This is a genomic window from Pseudoxanthomonas sangjuensis (assembly GCF_010211755.1).
GTDB lineage: Bacteria > Pseudomonadota > Gammaproteobacteria > Xanthomonadales > Xanthomonadaceae > Pseudoxanthomonas_A > Pseudoxanthomonas_A sangjuensis.
On record NZ_PDWR01000001.1, the window covers coordinates 1 to 14,642 of the forward strand.

Consider the following 14,642-nt stretch of genomic DNA (forward strand, 5'->3'; position numbering starts at 1 on the left):
CCCATGCCCCGTATCCCCGCCACTGAGACCCTCGATCTGCCGGTGCTGCCGCTGCGCGACGTGGTCGTTTTCCCGCACATGGTCATCCCGTTGTTCGTCGGCCGCGACAAATCGATGCGCGCGCTGGAACAGGCGATGGCCGCCGACAAGCGCATCCTGCTGCTGGCGCAGAAATCCGCCGAAACCGCCGATCCGGCCGCCGCCGACCTGTACGAGATCGGCACGCTGGCCCAGGTGCTGCAGCTGCTGAAGCTGCCCGACGGCACCATCAAGGTACTGGTCGAGGGCACCGCGCGGGGGAAGGTTTCCGGCGTCGCCGAACGCGACGGCTCGCTGTACGGGCAGGGCGAGGTGATCGAATCCGATTTCGCCCGCGAGCCGCGCGAGATCGAGGCGGTGGCGCGCTCGCTGATGGGCCTGTTCGAGCAGTACGTCAAGACCAACCGCAAGCTGCCGCCGGAACTGCTGCAGACGCTGAGCGGCATCGACGAACCCAGCCGCCTGGCCGACACCATCGCCGCGCACCTCGGCGTGCGCCTGGCCGACAAGCAGCGCCTGCTCGAGACCCTCGAGGTCGGCGAGCGGCTGGAACTGCTGGTGGGTTTCGTCGACGGCGAAATCGACGTGCAGCAGCTGGAGAAGCGCATCCGCGGCCGGGTGAAGTCGCAGATGGAGAAAAGCCAGCGCGAGTACTACCTCAACGAGCAGATGAAGGCGATCCAGAAGGAGCTCGGCGAACTCGACGAGGCGCCGAACGAGCTGGAAGACCTGGCGCGCAAGATCGCCGAGGCGGGCATGCCCAAGCCGGTGGAAACCAAGGCGAAGAACGAGCTCAACAAGCTGAAGCAGATGTCGCCGATGTCGGCCGAGGCCACCGTCGTGCGCAACTACCTCGACTGGCTGCTGGGCGTGCCGTGGAAGAAGCGCACCAAGGTGCGCAAGGACCTGAAGGCCGCGCAGGAACTGCTCGACGCCGACCACTACGGCCTGGAGAAGGTCAAGGAGCGCATCCTCGAGTACCTCGCGGTGCAGTCGCGGGTGAAGCAGATGAAGGGCCCGATTCTGTGCCTGGTCGGACCGCCGGGAGTGGGCAAGACCTCCCTGGGCCAGACCATCGCGAAGGCGACGAACCGCAAGTTCGTGCGCATGTCGCTGGGCGGCGTGCGCGACGAGGCCGAGATCCGCGGGCATCGCCGCACCTACGTCGGCTCGATGCCGGGCCGCATCGTGCAGAACCTCAACAAGGTCGGCACCAGGAACCCGCTGTTCGTGCTCGACGAGATCGACAAGATGTCGATGGACTTCCGCGGCGACCCGTCGTCGGCGTTGCTGGAAGTGCTCGATCCCGAGCAGAACCACGCGTTCAACGACCACTACCTCGAGGTCGACCTCGACCTTAGCGAGGTGATGTTCGTCGCCACCTCCAACTCGCTGAACATCCCCGGCCCGCTGCTCGACCGCATGGAGGTGATCCGCATCCCCGGCTACACCGAGGACGAGAAGCTCAACATCGCGCAGCGTTACCTGATCCCGAAGCAGCTGAAGGCCAACGGCCTGAAGCCGGAGGAACTGGAGATCGACGAGAGCGCGGTGCGCGACATCGTGCGCTACTACACGCGCGAGTCCGGCGTGCGCAACCTCGAGCGCGAGATCGCCAAGATCTGCCGCAAGGTGGTCAAGGAGATCGCGCTGGCCGGCCCGAAGAAGGCGGCGAAGAAGAAGGGCAAGTCGTCGGCGGTCGTGGTCGATTCGAAGAACCTCGACAAGTACCAGGGCGTGCGCCGCTTCGACTACGGCCGCGCCGAGGAGCAGAACGAAGTCGGCCTGGTCACCGGCCTGGCCTGGACCGAAGTCGGCGGCGACCTGCTGCAGATCGAAGTCGCGCTGGTGCCGGGCAAGGGCAGCGTGACCCTGACCGGCCAGCTCGGCGACGTGATGAAGGAATCGGCGACCGCCGCGCTGTCGGTGGTGCGTTCGCGCACCGCGCAGCTCGGCATCGACGTCGAATTCCTGCAGAAGCACGACGTGCACGTGCACGTGCCCGACGGCGCGACGCCGAAGGACGGCCCCAGCGCCGGCATCGCGATGGTCACCGCGCTGGTTTCCGCGCTGACCAAGGTGCCGGTGCGCAAGGAAGTGGCGATGACCGGCGAAATCACCCTGCGCGGCCGCGTGTCCGCGATCGGCGGGCTCAAGGAGAAGCTGCTGGCGGCGATGCGCGGCGGCATCACCACGGTGATCATCCCGGAGGAGAACCGCAAGGACCTGGCGGATATTCCGGAAAACGTCACCAAGGGCATGAAGATCGTGCCGGTGCGCTGGATCGACGAAGTGCTCGACCTCGCGCTGGAACGCCCGCTGGCGCCGCTGGCTTCCGCCGACGGCGAACGGTCGGCGGTGCGCGAAGGGACCAAACCCGCGTCGCAGACCGATGTCAAGCATTGAAAATGCGTTACGGCGAGCGTTCCCGGAAATGGCCGGAAATGGCGAAAAAACCGCGCAAATGCGCGGTTTTTTCGCTTGCGCGGGCAGGCTGGGCGCTGGTATAAATCTTCGCTCGCGAACGCACCGGACACGAAGCGTTGCGCGCAAGCGAATCGGATGAGATTGGCTGCAACGCAGCGATCCGATCACTCATTCCGCGGCGATCGCCGCCATAGGGAGTCATAGATGAACAAAAACGAATTGATCGATGCCGTCGCCGAGGCCGCGGGCCTGAGCAAGGCCGATGCCGGCCGTGCCGTCGATGCGGTCGTCGCCAGCGTGACCGGCGCGCTGAAGAACGGCGACAGCGTGACCCTGGTCGGCTTCGGCACCTTCCAGGTGCGCGCGCGCGCCGCCCGTACCGGCCGCAATCCCAAGACCGGCGAGAACATCACCATCGCCGCCTCGAAAAATCCGGTGTTCAAGGCTGGCAAAGCGCTGAAGGATGCCGTAAACTAGCCGACTCGGCTGGCCGGGGACGCGGCTTCCGCGGCAAGCACCCGGGTGCTTAGCTCAGCGGTAGAGCGTCTCCCTTACAAGGAGAGGGTCGGGGGTTCGAAACCCTCAGCACCCACCACTTCGGCCGGGAAGTTTCAGTTTCAATGGAGCGGTAGTTCAGCTGGTTAGAATGCTGGCCTGTCACGCCGGAGGTCGCGGGTTCGAGTCCCGTCCGCTCCGCCATCTACGGAAAGCCCGCGGAAACGCGGGCTTTCTTCTTTTCCGGGCCCTTTCGGCGTGCCGGCGGCCGGTTCCCGTTCGCGCGCCGCCGAAGCGGGTTAAACTGGGCGGCTCGAGAAACAGGCCAGACGCCCAATGCTGCAGAATCTCCGCGACAAGACCTCCGGCTGGATCGCCACCGTCGTGCTCGGTTTGCTGATCATCCCGTTCGCGTTCGTCGGCGTGAACGAATACATGACCGGCGGCAACGACACCGCCGTGGCCAAGGTGCAGGCGCCGCCGACCTGGTGGGCCTCGGCGCCGTCGTGGTGGCCGCTGTCGCTGCTGTGGCAGGACGAGACTATCGGCCCCGAGGAATTCCGTGCGGAATTCGAGCGCGCGCGCCAGCAGCAGCGCCAGGCGCTGGGCGACAACTTCGATCCGCGCGAATTCGAGAGCGCCGACAACAAGCGCCGGGTGCTGGAACAGCTGATCGACCAGAAGGTGATGCTGCTGGCCGCGCGCCGCGCCGGCGTGACCGTCGGCGACGCGGCGGTGCAGAAGTCGATCGCCGAGGAACCGGCGTTCCAGGTCGACGGCAAGTTCGATCCCGCGCGCTATACCACGCTGCTCGCCTCGCAGGTGCCGGCGATGTCGCCGCTGCAGTTCCAGGAAAAGGAGCGCGAGCGCCTGCGCATGGCGGTGCTGCCGCTGGGCATCGGCGAGTCGGATTTCGCCACCGGCAAGGAAATGGATCGCCTGATCAGGTTGCTGGGCGAAATCCGCGACGTCACCCTGGCCGCGATGCCGCCGCCCGAGGCCGACACCGCCGAGGTCGGCGAGGCCGAGATCAAGGCGTGGTACGAGGCGCATCCGGCCGATTACCGGCAGCCGGAAACGGTCGCGCTGGAATACGTCGACGTGGACGGCGCGCAACTGCAGGCCGGCGCCGCGGTCGACGAGGCCGCGTTGCGCAAGCGCTACGAGCAGGAGAAGGCGCGTTTCATGAGCCCGGAGCAGCGCCTGGTTTCGCACATCCTGGTTGCGCTGCCGGCTGGCGCGGACGCGGCGGCGCAGAAGGCCGCCGAGGACAAGGCCAGGTCGCTGGCCGCGCAGGCGCGCCAGCCGGGGGCCGGTTCCGTTGAAGAGCGGTTCGCCGCATTGGCCAAGGCCAATTCCGACGACACCGGCTCGAAGGATGCCGGGGGCGACCTGGGCTGGATCGAACGCAACGGCGCGATGGTCAAGCCGTTCGAGGACGCGGTGTTCGCATCGCAGGCCGGCACGGTAAGCGATCCGGTCAAGTCGGAATTCGGCTGGCACGTGATCCTGGTCCGCGAGGTCAAGCCGAGCCAGGGCAAGGGCTTCGAGGAAGTGCGCGCCGACCTGGCGCGCGAAGCGGTCGATGCCGAACGCGACCGCGCCTACAACGAACTGGCCGGCAAGCTGACCGACGAAACGCTGAAGAACCCGACCGCGTTGGCGCCGGCCGCGGCGGCGGTGGGACTGGCGGTGCAGACGGCCGGCCCGTTCTCGCGCGCCGGCGCGCCGGGCATCCTCGCCAATCCGGCGGTACTGCGCGCGGCCTTCTCCGAACAGCTGATCGAGGACGGCACGGTCAGCGACCCGATCGAGATCTCGCCCTCGCACAGCGTGGTGATCCGCGTGACCGGGCATACGCCGGAGCAGGCGCGCCCGCTGGCGCAGGTGCGCGACGCGGTGATCGCGGCGGTCCGTGCCGATCGCCAGTCGAAGGCGGCGGAGAAGGCGGCCGACGCGCTGCTGGCGCGGCTGCGGAAGGGCGAGTCGCTGAAGGACGTCGCCGTCGCCGAGAAGCTGCAGTTCAACGAGGTGCCCGGCTTGCCGCGCGGGATGCCGGTGCCGTCGCGCGAAGCCAACGAGGAGATCTTCGCCGCGCAGCGCCCGGCCGACGGGAAGCCGTCGGTGGGCAAGCTGAAGCTGGGCAACGGCTATGCGGTGTTCGCCGTGACCAAGGTCACCGACGGCGACCTGGCCAAGGTCACGCCGGAGCAGCGCGAGCAGTTGAAGCAGCAGTTGCTGCAGGTGCGCAGTGCCGGCTCGGCGCAGTCGTTCGTCGAGGCGACGCGCCGGCAGTACAAGGTGACGGTGCACGAGGACCGGCTGTAAGCGTCCCGCGGTCCCCCGTCGCATGAAAAAGCCCGACATCGCCGGGCTTTTTCCTTGCTGGCCAACTGTCGGAGCGTATCCCGTGTCCGGCGCAGGCCGCGCCATCCGATGCCGGTGGCGCAGCTCAGCTCATTCGCCGACGTCGAGCCCGGTCATGCCGAGGATGTTGTAGCCCGAGTCGACGTAGGTCACTTCGCCGGTGACGCCGGCGGCGAGGTCGGAACACAGGAACGCGCCGACGTTGCCGACGTCTTCGATGGTCACCGTGCGGCGCAGCGGCGCGTACTGCTCGACGTGGCCGAGGATCTTGCGGAAGCCGCCGATGCCGGCAGCCGCGAGGGTCTTGATCGGGCCGGCCGAGACCGCGTTGACGCGGATGCCTTCCGGGCCGAGGTTCAGCGCCAGGTAGCGCACTGTCGCCTCCAGGCTGGCCTTGGCCACGCCCATCACGTTGTAGTTCTGCAGCGCGCGTTCGGCGCCGAGGTAGCTCAGGGTCAGGATCGCGCCGTTGCGGCCCTGCATCGCCGGGCGCGCGGCCTTGGCCAGCGCGGCCAGCGAGTAGGCGGAAATGTCGTGGGCGAGGGCGAAGTTCTCGCGGGTCAGGCCATCGAGGAACTGGCCGGTGATCGCCTCGCGCGGGGCGAAGGCGATGGCGTGGACGACGATGTCGAAGCCGTCGCTCCAGTGCTTGCCGAGTTCCTCGAAGCAGGCCGCGATCTGCGCGTCGTCGGTCACGTCCAGCGGGATCACGATCTTGCTGCCGTATTCCTCGGCGGCCTTTTCGACGCGCGACTTCAGCTTGTCGTTCTGGTAGGTGAAGGCCAGTTCCGCGCCTTCGCGGTGCATGGCCTCGGCGATGCCGGAGGCGATCGAACGTTCGCTGGCGATGCCGGTGATCAGGGCACGCTTGCCTTGCAGAAAACCCATGGTGTTCCCGTCGGATGGAGGATGACGCGCCATTTTGCCATGCGGCGGCGGGCCACCGCCTGCGCTAGCGTATGGTGTCCCCGGCCAGGCGCAGCACCATGCCGGGGCGCAGCACGCTGCCGGCTTCGAGCCGGTTGAGCGACAGCAGCGCCGAAACGCTCATGCCGTAGCGGCGGGCGATGCTCCACAGCGAATCGCCGCGTTTGACCTTGTGTGTCCGCGGGACGGATTTCGGTGCCGGTCCCGCGCCTTCTGCCGCCTGTGCCACCGGTTCCGGGGCGTCGTCCGCGGGTTGGGCAGGCGACGTGCCGGCTGCCTGCAGCGGGCGTACCGGGTGGTCGAGCCGGGCCAGCCAGCTTTCGTCCTCGCCCGCTTCCTCGAACAGGCAGGCCAGCGCATGCAGCTTCTGCACGTAGGCGTAGGTGATCGGCGACAGCCCGGGGATGGCAGCGGGCCTGGCCTTGGCCTCGGCCAGGCTGATGCCGCCGCGGCGCATCGCGCCCTTGATCCGGAATTCGCCGGCGTTGTAGGCCATGATCGCCAGCCGCCAATCGTCGCCGAATTCGTGGTACAGCCCGCCCAGGTGGGCGACGGCGGCACGGGTGGATTCGATCGGCGACATGCGTCCGTCGCGGTGCTTGTTCACCGTGATGCCGTGGTTGCGCGCGGTCAGGGCGATGAATTGCCACATGCCCGCTGGGCCGGCCTTGCTGCGCGCCCTGGGGTTGTAGCCGCTTTCGATGAAGGGGATCAGGGCGAATTCGGTGGGCAGGTCGGCTTTGCGGAACTCCCCGACGACATGGCTGAACAGCGGCAGCAGGGCGGCATCGTCCTTCAGCAGCCGCGCCGGTGCCTGGCGGAAATGCTTGCGCCAGCGGCTGCCGGCGGTGTCGTTGCATTCCGGGGTGGCCATGCCCTCGCGGAAGGCCAGGTAGACGTCCCGGCCCGTCTGGATGCCATCGTCGGCCGTGGCCGGCGTGGCGGGGAGATCGACCGGCGGCCCGTCGGGTCGGGAAGCGGCCTCTTCCGCTGCCGCGACCGGCGCGGTCCCCGGGGATTCCATCGGTACGGCGACGGGCGGCACCGATTGCGCCGCGGCCGAAGGCGCAGCGCTTTTCGTCGTCGCGCAACCGGTCAGTATCGCCGCGAGCAGCATGGCGGCGCCCCCTGCCGGGATTCGGTACCTCATGCGCGGAAGCCGTCTTTCCAGCGCCGCAATTCGGCGAAGGCTTCCACGCGGTCGGCCGGTTCGCGGCCGAGGCGGGCGGCGACGGCGGCGCGTACGGACGGCATGTCGACGCGCAGGAAGGGATTGCAGGCCAGTTCGACCGACAGGGTCGAAGGCAGGCTGGGGCGTCCGTTCTCGCGCATGGCATCGACCTCCTCGCTGCGTCGGCGCAGGGCCGCGTTGTCCGGTTCCACGGCGCGGGCGAACGCGGCGTTGGCCCGAGTGTACTCATGGCCGCAGCACACTTCCGTGATCCCGGGCAGGGAAGCCAGGCGCTCCAGCGAGGCCAGCATCTGCGCCGGGGTGCCTTCGAACAGCCGGCCGCAGCCCAGGCTGAACAGGGTGTCGCCGCAGAACACTTGGCCGGCGGCATCGCCGCCGGTGCGGTGGAAGGCGATGTGGCTGAGCGTGTGCCCGGGTACCGCGATGACCGAAAAATCCCAGCCATTCAGCGAGATGCGGTCGCCATCGCCGACCCGTTCGGTCGCCCCGGCGATGCGCGGGTCGTTCGGGGCGATGACCGGCAGCTCCGGCCAGCGCTCGCGCAGGGTCGGCACGCCGCCGCAGTGGTCGCCATGGTGGTGGGTGACGAGCACGCCGACCGGCTTCAGGCCCTGTCCGGCGGCGGCCAGCACCGGGTCGGCGTCGCCGGGGTCGACGACCACGGCCGCGCCGTCGTCGCCGACCAGGGTCCAGATGTAGTTGTCGTCGAAGGCGGGCAGGGCGAGCAGGTGCATGCGCCGATGATGGCCGGGCATGGCTGAAGCGCAAGCGACCCGCGGCGGCGCCCGGCCTACAATCCGGCGATGCCCGAGCTGTCTTCCCGCCGCCCGCAGGATCCCATGGCCTGGTTCGGCAGCGCCCGCGGGTTGCCGCTGCTGACCGCCGAGCGTGAACTGGTGGCCGCGTTGCTGGCTTCGCGCACGCCGCAACCCTGGCTGTGGCTGGCGCCGGGTGCGGGCCCGGGGACGGACGCCGCCGCCACCGGGTTGCCGCCGCGCGGCCTGCGGCTGTATCGCGACGGCCCCGGGCTGGCCGGCGCCTTCCGCTGCCATTTGCCGCTGCCGCTGCCCAACGAGTGTTTCGGATGCGTGGTCGTGCAGCATGCGCTGGATGATGCCGGCCTGCCCGGGCTGCTCGGGGAGGTCGAGCGGGTCCTCCAGCCGGGGGGGCGGTTGTGGCTGTTCGCGTTGAATCCCTACAGCCCGTATCGCCTGCGCTGGCGCGGTGCCGGGCTCGCGGCGCATGCACCGACCGACTGGCGGCAGCGCCTGCGCCGGGCCGGGCTGCAGGTCGATGCCGCCGAAGCCGACTGGCTGGGGCCGGTATGGCGCAGCCGCAACACCGAGCCTTCGCCGATGGGGACATGGCTGCGCGCTTCGTACGTGCTGGGTGCGGAAAAACGCGTGGTTCCGCTGACTCCGGTCAAGGCCGCCGCGACCTGGCGGACCGATGCGGCGCCGGTCGGGTTCTGAAACGCCCGTCCTCCCGAAGCAATGTTTTTGCACCGTTTTCACCGCGATGTAGGGGAACTGAAAATGGCGTGCGGCAGTACTTGCCCACTGGCCGTTTCGCTGTGAACATTCCGTTTCGACGGATCAGGGACTATCCGGTTTTCCAGGCCCACGGACACATGATCGAATTCGGACACCTCACTCACACCGGCTTGCGCCGCGAGTTGAACGAGGACACCTACTACGGCGACAGCGAACTGGGGCTCTGGCTGGTCGCCGACGGCATGGGCGGGCATGCCTGCGGCGAGGTCGCCAGCGCACTGGCGCGCGAGGCGATCGTGCGCGAGGTGCGCAACGGCGCGCCGCTGGCGCAGGCCATCCGCACCGCCGACGAGGAGATCATCCGCACCTCGCGCCGCCGCAACGACAGCCTGCCGATGGGCACCACGGTGGTCGCCGCGCGCGTGCAGGGCGATCGCTTCGAAGTGGCGTGGGTCGGCGACAGCCGCGCCTACCTGTGGCGCGACGGCAACCTGGCCCAGTTGAGCCAGGACCACAGCTACGTGCAGGAACTGATCAGCCAGGGCGTGCTGACCGCCGAACAGGCGCGGTCGCATCCGCACCGCAACGTGGTCACCCAGGCGCTGGGCGTGACCGATCCGACCCACCTCAACGTCGAGACCATGACCGGCGAACTGCGGCCGGGCATGCAGTTGCTGTTGTGCAGCGACGGCCTGACCGAGGAAGTGGACGACCGCGGCATCGCCGGCACGCTGGGACACACCGACTGCAGCGCGCAGGAGTGCGTGGACACGCTGATCGCCGCGGCGCTGGATGGCGGCGGTTCGGACAACGTCACCGCGATCCTGGTGCGTTGCCACTGAGGCGGAACCGGAACGTCCGCTACGGCTCCTGCGCGGGCTGGCGGTAGACCACGCCGTCCTTCATCACGAACACCGGTTGCGCCAGGTCGCCGATCCGCGCGCTTGGATCGCCGGCGAACGCGGCCAGGTCCGCGCGCAGGCCCGGTGCGATGCGCCCGAAACTCCGTTGCTGGCGCAGGATGCGCGCGGCGCCGTCGGTGGCGGCATGCAGGGCCTGTGCCGGCGACATCCCCGCGGCGACCATCGCCGCCGGCTCGCGCCGGTCCCCGCCAGGCGCGAACCCGCCCACGGCGCTGCCGTTGCCGCCGGTCACGCCCGCCTGCAGTGCGGCGCGGAGGGCGCGTTCGGCCTCGCGCATGCGCGGCGTCGGCGCATCGCGGCCCGGCACGTAGTCGTTGAAGTACTGCTCGGTCGCGGCCACCGCGGTCAGCGTGGGCAGGTAGGCGACGCCGCGCTGCTGCATCAGGCGGAAGGTGTCTGCGCTGGTCCCGTAACCGTGTTCGATGCTGTCCGCGCCGGCCTCGACCGCCATGCGTACGCCTTCGTCGCCGGCAGCGTGTACCGACACCGGGCGGCCGAGCAGGTGCGCGGTTTCCACCAGCGCCTTCAGTTCCGCCGCGGTGAAGGTCGGCGCGACCGCGCCGCCGGGCCCGACGCGATAGTCGCCGTACAGCTTGATCCAGTCGGCGCCGCGCGCGGCCTGTTCGCGCACCGCGGCCATCGCCGCGTCGACGCCGCTGACTTCCTGCGCGCCGCCGGGCAATTCGAGGTCGGGGCGGAATCCGCGCGGCCCCGGTCCGTAACTCGAGGTGGCGACGATGGCGCGGGTAGCGACGAACAGGCGCGGGCCCGGGATCGCGCCCTCGTCGATCGCGCGCTTGACCGAAACGTCGGCGTAGCCCGCGCCTTCGGTGCCGAGATCGCGCAGCGCGGTGAAGCCGGCGAGCAGGGTATCGCGCGCATGCACGGCCGCCTTCAGCGTGCGATAGTCCTGCGGCTCCGTGAGCACCTGGTCGTTCCACCGGGTTTCGTCGTACGGGTGCAGGAACAGGTGCGAATGCAGGTCGATCAAGCCGGGCGTCAGCGTCGCGCCGGGCAATTCGACGCGTTTCGCGGCGGCGGGCGCCTGGATCGCGTCGCGCGGGCCCACTGCCGCGATTTCGCCATCGTGGACCAGCACGGCCCAACCGGCATGCGCCGCGTCGCCGTCGGCGGTCCAGACGCGCTCGGGCAGCAGCAGCCAGTCGTCCTTCGGCGGTTGCGCGTGCGCCGTCGCCGCGCCTGCGAGCAGGCCGAGCAGCGCGACGGCGATGCGCGGCGCCATGCTCATGCGGTCGCAGCGTCCCACAGCGCGCTGCCCGCCTTCTTCCGCAGCTTCTCCAGTCGCGCTTCGTGCGCGGCCAGTTCCTCCTCGGAAGCTTGCACGCGCGGGCGTTCGCCGTGGCTGGACGCGGCGAATTCCTGCGTGGCCGCGACCGCCTGCGCCGCCGGTTCGTCGGGCGTGCCGAAGCCGATCTCGCCCTGGCCCGCGGTCAGGTGCAGGTAGACTTCGCACAGCAGCTCGGCGTCGAGCAGCGCGCCGTGCTTGGTGCGCCCGGAATTGTCCACGCCCAGGCGCTTGCACAGCGCGTCCAGCGAATTGCGCTGTCCGGGGAAGCGCTGGCGCGCCAGCAGCAGCGAATCCTCGACCGTGCAGCGGTCGCGCATCCGGCCGTAGTGCGGGCCGAGCCGCGACAGCTCGTAGTCGAGGAAGCCGATGTCGAACTCGGCGTTGTGGATCACCAGTTCGGCGCCATCGACGAAGGCGAGGAATTCGTCGGCGATTCCGGCGAACAACGGCTTGTCCGACAGCATCGCCAGGTTCAGGCCGGTCACCTCGGCCGCGCCCGGTTCGAAGTCGCGCTCCGGGTTGATGTACTTGTGGAAGGTGCGCCCGGTCGGGCGGCGTTCCAGCAGCTCGACGCAGCCGATCTCGACCACGCGGTTGCCCTTCTTCCATTCCAGGCCGGTGGTTTCGGTGTCGAGGATGATCTGGCGCATTCCTATTCCGCTTCGAGGACGAACAACTGCACGTCGTGGTCGATGCCGTGCAGCCGGGTCATTGTCGCAGACCCGAATCCCAGTTTCCGCAACAGCCGGATCGAGGCGGCGTTGTCCGGGTCGACGATGGCCAGGATGCGGGCGAGGCCGAGCCGCTCGCGGCCGTCGGCCAGCACCGCAGCCGCGGCTTCGGCGGCATAGCCGCGGCCGGTGAATTCGCCGAGCAGCGAATAACCCAGGTCCGGCGCGTCCAGCCCCTCGCGGCGCAGCAGTCCGCACAGGCCGACGGGGGTGCCGTCCTTCAGCGAGACCCGGTACAGGCCATGCCCATGCCGCGCGTAACTCGTCGCGGGGCCGTTGCGGATGTAGGCGCGCGCATCGTCCAGACTGCGCACGCCGCGATCGGCGATGAAGCGGATGAAGCCAGGGTCGTTGAGCTGGCGCAGGACGAAGTCCGCGTCGTCGTCCGCCTCGGGGGATAGCCGGGACAGCCGCAGGCGCGCGGTTTCGACGACCGGTACGCTCATGCCGCGGCCGCGTCGCGGAACCTCGTCGCCTGTTCGCGCGCCAGCGCGTCGACGCGCTCGTTGTCCGGATCGCCGTTGTGGCCCTTGACCCAATGCCAGTCGATCCTGTGCTTCTGTACCGCGGCATGCAGGCGTTCCCACAGGTCGCGGTTCTTGACCGGGTCGCCGCCGGCGGTCTTCCAGTTGCGACGCACCCAGTTCGGCATCCATTCGGTGATGCCCTGGCGCACGTACTGCGAATCGGCGTACAGCGCGATGGCGCACGGTTCCTTCAGCGTTTCCAGCGCCATGATCGCCGCCATCAGCTCCATGCGGTTGTTGGTGGTGTGCGCCTCGCCGCCGACCAGTTCGCGCTCGCGGCCGTTGTAGCGCAACAGCGCCGCCCAGCCGCCGGGGCCGGGATTGCCGAGGCAGGAGCCGTCGGTGTGGATCTCGATCTGCTTCATCCGGCCATGTTAACAGCTGGCCGGTGGCGACCCCCGGCACGGCGCGTTTGGTCGCGTCGCGCGATTCAGGCGATCAGCCGCTGCGCGAAGCGCATCCACGCATCGGTGCCGGACAGCATCAGCCGCAGCGGCCACGACAGCACGACCAGCAGGCCGCCGATGACGAAGGCCGGATGCAGGCGGCGATTGCGCAGCGTGTCCCACGCGATGCAGGCAAGCACCAGCGCGCAGGTGGCCAGGAAGTACGGCACCAGGCCGGCCTGTCGCCAGGCCTCGATGGGGATGCGCGAAATCGCCGCAGTCAGCATGCCGACGCACGACAGCAGCATCAGCCGCTTGTGCCAGTCGCTGCGCTTGCGCAGCCACAGGCCGGCACCGACCAGGCAGGCGAACACGAACATGTCCCCCAGCGGGACGACCAGGAAGATCGGCGGCGGCGGCGCGCCGGGCGGAACGCGGCCCAGGTGCCCGGCAGTGATCGCGGTGGCGGTCCCGAGCACCAGCACGGCGACGGCCAGCAGCGCGCCGAATGCGCCCAGCTTCCTGTGCGTCGCGACGCGGCCCCCGGCTACCAACCGCGCCTGCGCGAAGAACAGCAGGAACCAGCCCGACATCACCACCCCGTGCGCGGCGACCAGCACGGTCATCGGCGACGGATCGAAGACCGCTTTCAGGTAGAAGGTGCGGGCGAAGCCGGCGATCACGACGGCGATGGCGAGCACCGCCGCCCACAGGTAGAGCGGATGCTCGGCGCGGCGCCGGGAAACGGGAATGGCTATGTCGGATCTCCGGTAGGATTCCTGCCGGAATGCACGACAACGAGGGCCCGCAGCGGCCATTGCGGCCACCCGTTCCGACGGATGGTGGGAGACCGTTGGGTCAGTCGATGAGCTGCAGCCGTTCCTGACGGCTCACATCATTGGGCATCGTCTGGTCCGACCCACCATACATGGCCGTCTTCAGGAACCGGTACAGGGCATTCACGGGACTCGATGGCGACCAGGCGCCTGCCAGCGCCGGATGCAGCCCAGTCCTGGAGCAGCTTTTCCACGGAACGGCGGCTTTGTGCAGCGATACCGATGTTGCGGTCGACCTGCCATTCGTCGTTGTCATCCTCCGGCTTGTGCCGATGCGGCACGTTGTAGCTGCATCGGAGGCAGTAATAGGCGATTCCCGAAGTCCAGTCTTCGCTGAATCCTATGCCGGGGGCAGTGGCCCCAAGCAAGGCGCCCAAGTCGGCTTGTGAGTCGCATTCGATGAATGCGGTGAAGGTCTGGAACTCAGAAGGGGTCAGCCGTTCCAGTGCGTTGAACACCGGAACCTCTGTTTCGCCATCGAAGCGGCTTCCGGTCTTGGCGCCATCGTGCAGGACGATGTCTCCGAACCGATAACCGCTTTCCGGCAACGGGACGTTGAGCAGGCGGGAGCGGACGACGTCTATGCGGCGTGCAAACAGCGTCTCACCTTTTCCCCATGCATTCAGGCGGATGCTGACGACGCCGAAGTCGCCATCGATCGGGCCTTCAGTGCCAGGTAGCCCGATGTTGCACAGCGCCCATAGGCGGCGCGCTTCGGCCCAGTCCCCCAGAGCGGTTGCCGCGATTCCTGCATTCCAGCAGGCGGCATCGTCTGGCTGGTCCGACAGTTCCAGCGCGGTCAGGTTGTGGCGCAGCGATGTCGGCCAATCGCGGAGATACTTGTGAACCAATCCGCGCATGTAATGCCACGCCACGTGTTTGGGGTCGTGGCCCAGCAGCGAAGCAAAATGGCGCGACGCAAGATGAAGTTCTCCGCGGTCCCATGCTGCATAAGCCTGGTCACTCAGTTCTGCGACGTCTTGATTCATG

14 protein-coding genes and 2 tRNA genes are annotated in these 14,642 nt (G+C 68.8%); 7 read left to right on the top strand and 9 right to left on the bottom strand.

Translation table 11 applies throughout. The features are described from left to right. Nucleotides 1–3 precede the first annotated feature (3 nt). The 5 genes from lon to CSC71_RS00025 all read left to right on the top strand — a co-directional run bounded on the left by lon (nucleotide 4) and on the right by CSC71_RS00025 (nucleotide 5,289). Nucleotides 4–2,445 carry an endopeptidase La gene (lon, locus tag CSC71_RS00005; protein ID WP_162372473.1) on the top strand — a complete coding sequence of 814 codons (2,442 nt, stop codon included), beginning with the start codon at nucleotides 4–6 and terminating at the stop codon, nucleotides 2,443–2,445. A gap of 225 nt (nucleotides 2,446–2,670) precedes the next feature. Then, a complete protein-coding gene (locus CSC71_RS00010) occupies nucleotides 2,671–2,943 on the top strand; it encodes an HU family DNA-binding protein (protein ID WP_162372292.1) in 273 nt (90 codons plus the stop codon). Between the two features lie 43 nt (nucleotides 2,944–2,986). Then, nucleotides 2,987–3,061 (top strand) — tRNA-Val (locus tag CSC71_RS00015). Nucleotides 3,062–3,088: 27 nt separating this feature from the next. After that, a tRNA-Asp gene (locus CSC71_RS00020) sits at nucleotides 3,089–3,165 on the top strand. Nucleotides 3,166–3,297: 132 nt separating this feature from the next. Next, nucleotides 3,298–5,289, top strand: coding sequence for a SurA N-terminal domain-containing protein (locus CSC71_RS00025; protein ID WP_162372293.1), 1,992 nt, complete (start codon nucleotides 3,298–3,300; stop codon nucleotides 5,287–5,289). 129 nt (nucleotides 5,290–5,418) lie between these two features. On the opposite strand, the gene CSC71_RS00030 is transcribed toward CSC71_RS00025, so the two are convergent. From CSC71_RS00030 to gloB, 3 genes are all read right to left on the bottom strand, one after another. Continuing rightward, nucleotides 5,419–6,216 carry an enoyl-ACP reductase FabI gene (locus CSC71_RS00030; protein ID WP_162372294.1) on the bottom strand — a complete coding sequence of 266 codons (798 nt, stop codon included), beginning with the start codon at nucleotides 6,214–6,216 and terminating at the stop codon, nucleotides 5,419–5,421. Nucleotides 6,217–6,280: 64 nt separating this feature from the next. Continuing rightward, entirely contained in the window at nucleotides 6,281–7,372 is a 1,092-nt protein-coding gene (locus tag CSC71_RS00035; RefSeq protein WP_162372474.1) for a LysM peptidoglycan-binding domain-containing protein, read from the bottom strand. 29 nt (nucleotides 7,373–7,401) lie between these two features. Beyond that, nucleotides 7,402–8,181: a hydroxyacylglutathione hydrolase gene (gene gloB / locus CSC71_RS00040; RefSeq protein WP_162372295.1), complete on the bottom strand. Its 780-nt coding sequence runs from the start codon at nucleotides 8,179–8,181 to the stop codon at nucleotides 7,402–7,404. 69 nt (nucleotides 8,182–8,250) lie between these two features. Here gloB and CSC71_RS00045 point away from each other — a divergent pair, with 69 nt between their 5' ends. After that, nucleotides 8,251–8,919: a class I SAM-dependent methyltransferase gene (locus CSC71_RS00045; RefSeq protein ID WP_162372296.1), complete on the top strand. Its 669-nt coding sequence runs from the start codon at nucleotides 8,251–8,253 to the stop codon at nucleotides 8,917–8,919. Nucleotides 8,920–9,077: 158 nt separating this feature from the next. Beyond that, on the top strand, nucleotides 9,078–9,782 hold the full coding sequence (locus CSC71_RS00050; RefSeq protein ID WP_162372297.1) for a PP2C family protein-serine/threonine phosphatase: 705 nt from the start codon (nucleotides 9,078–9,080) through the stop codon (nucleotides 9,780–9,782). Between the two features lie 19 nt (nucleotides 9,783–9,801). On the opposite strand, the gene CSC71_RS00055 is transcribed toward CSC71_RS00050, so the two are convergent. The 6 genes from CSC71_RS00055 to CSC71_RS00080 all read right to left on the bottom strand — a co-directional run bounded on the left by CSC71_RS00055 (nucleotide 9,802) and on the right by CSC71_RS00080 (nucleotide 14,641). Next, nucleotides 9,802–11,112: an amidohydrolase family protein gene (locus CSC71_RS00055; RefSeq protein WP_162372298.1), complete on the bottom strand. Its 1,311-nt coding sequence runs from the start codon at nucleotides 11,110–11,112 to the stop codon at nucleotides 9,802–9,804. Continuing rightward, a complete protein-coding gene (gene dnaQ / locus CSC71_RS00060; RefSeq protein ID WP_162372299.1) occupies nucleotides 11,109–11,822 on the bottom strand; it encodes a DNA polymerase III subunit epsilon in 714 nt (237 codons plus the stop codon). The genes CSC71_RS00055 and dnaQ overlap by 4 nt, the downstream gene beginning before the upstream one ends. Nucleotides 11,823–11,824: 2 nt before the next feature. Further along, the gene (locus tag CSC71_RS00065) at nucleotides 11,825–12,349 is read right to left on the bottom strand and encodes a GNAT family N-acetyltransferase (protein ID WP_162372300.1); all 525 of its coding nucleotides are present in this window, start codon (nucleotides 12,347–12,349) and stop codon (nucleotides 11,825–11,827) included. Beyond that, nucleotides 12,346–12,795: a ribonuclease HI gene (rnhA, locus tag CSC71_RS00070; protein WP_162372301.1), complete on the bottom strand. Its 450-nt coding sequence runs from the start codon at nucleotides 12,793–12,795 to the stop codon at nucleotides 12,346–12,348. The genes CSC71_RS00065 and rnhA overlap by 4 nt, the downstream gene beginning before the upstream one ends. A 65-nt stretch (nucleotides 12,796–12,860) precedes the next feature. Then, complete coding sequence (locus CSC71_RS00075) at nucleotides 12,861–13,517, bottom strand: hypothetical protein (RefSeq protein ID WP_162372302.1); 657 nt, start codon at nucleotides 13,515–13,517, stop codon at nucleotides 12,861–12,863. A 194-nt stretch (nucleotides 13,518–13,711) separates the two neighbouring features. Beyond that, entirely contained in the window at nucleotides 13,712–14,641 is a 930-nt protein-coding gene (locus CSC71_RS00080; RefSeq protein ID WP_162372303.1) for a hypothetical protein, read from the bottom strand. Between the last annotated feature and the right edge of the window lies 1 nt (nucleotide 14,642).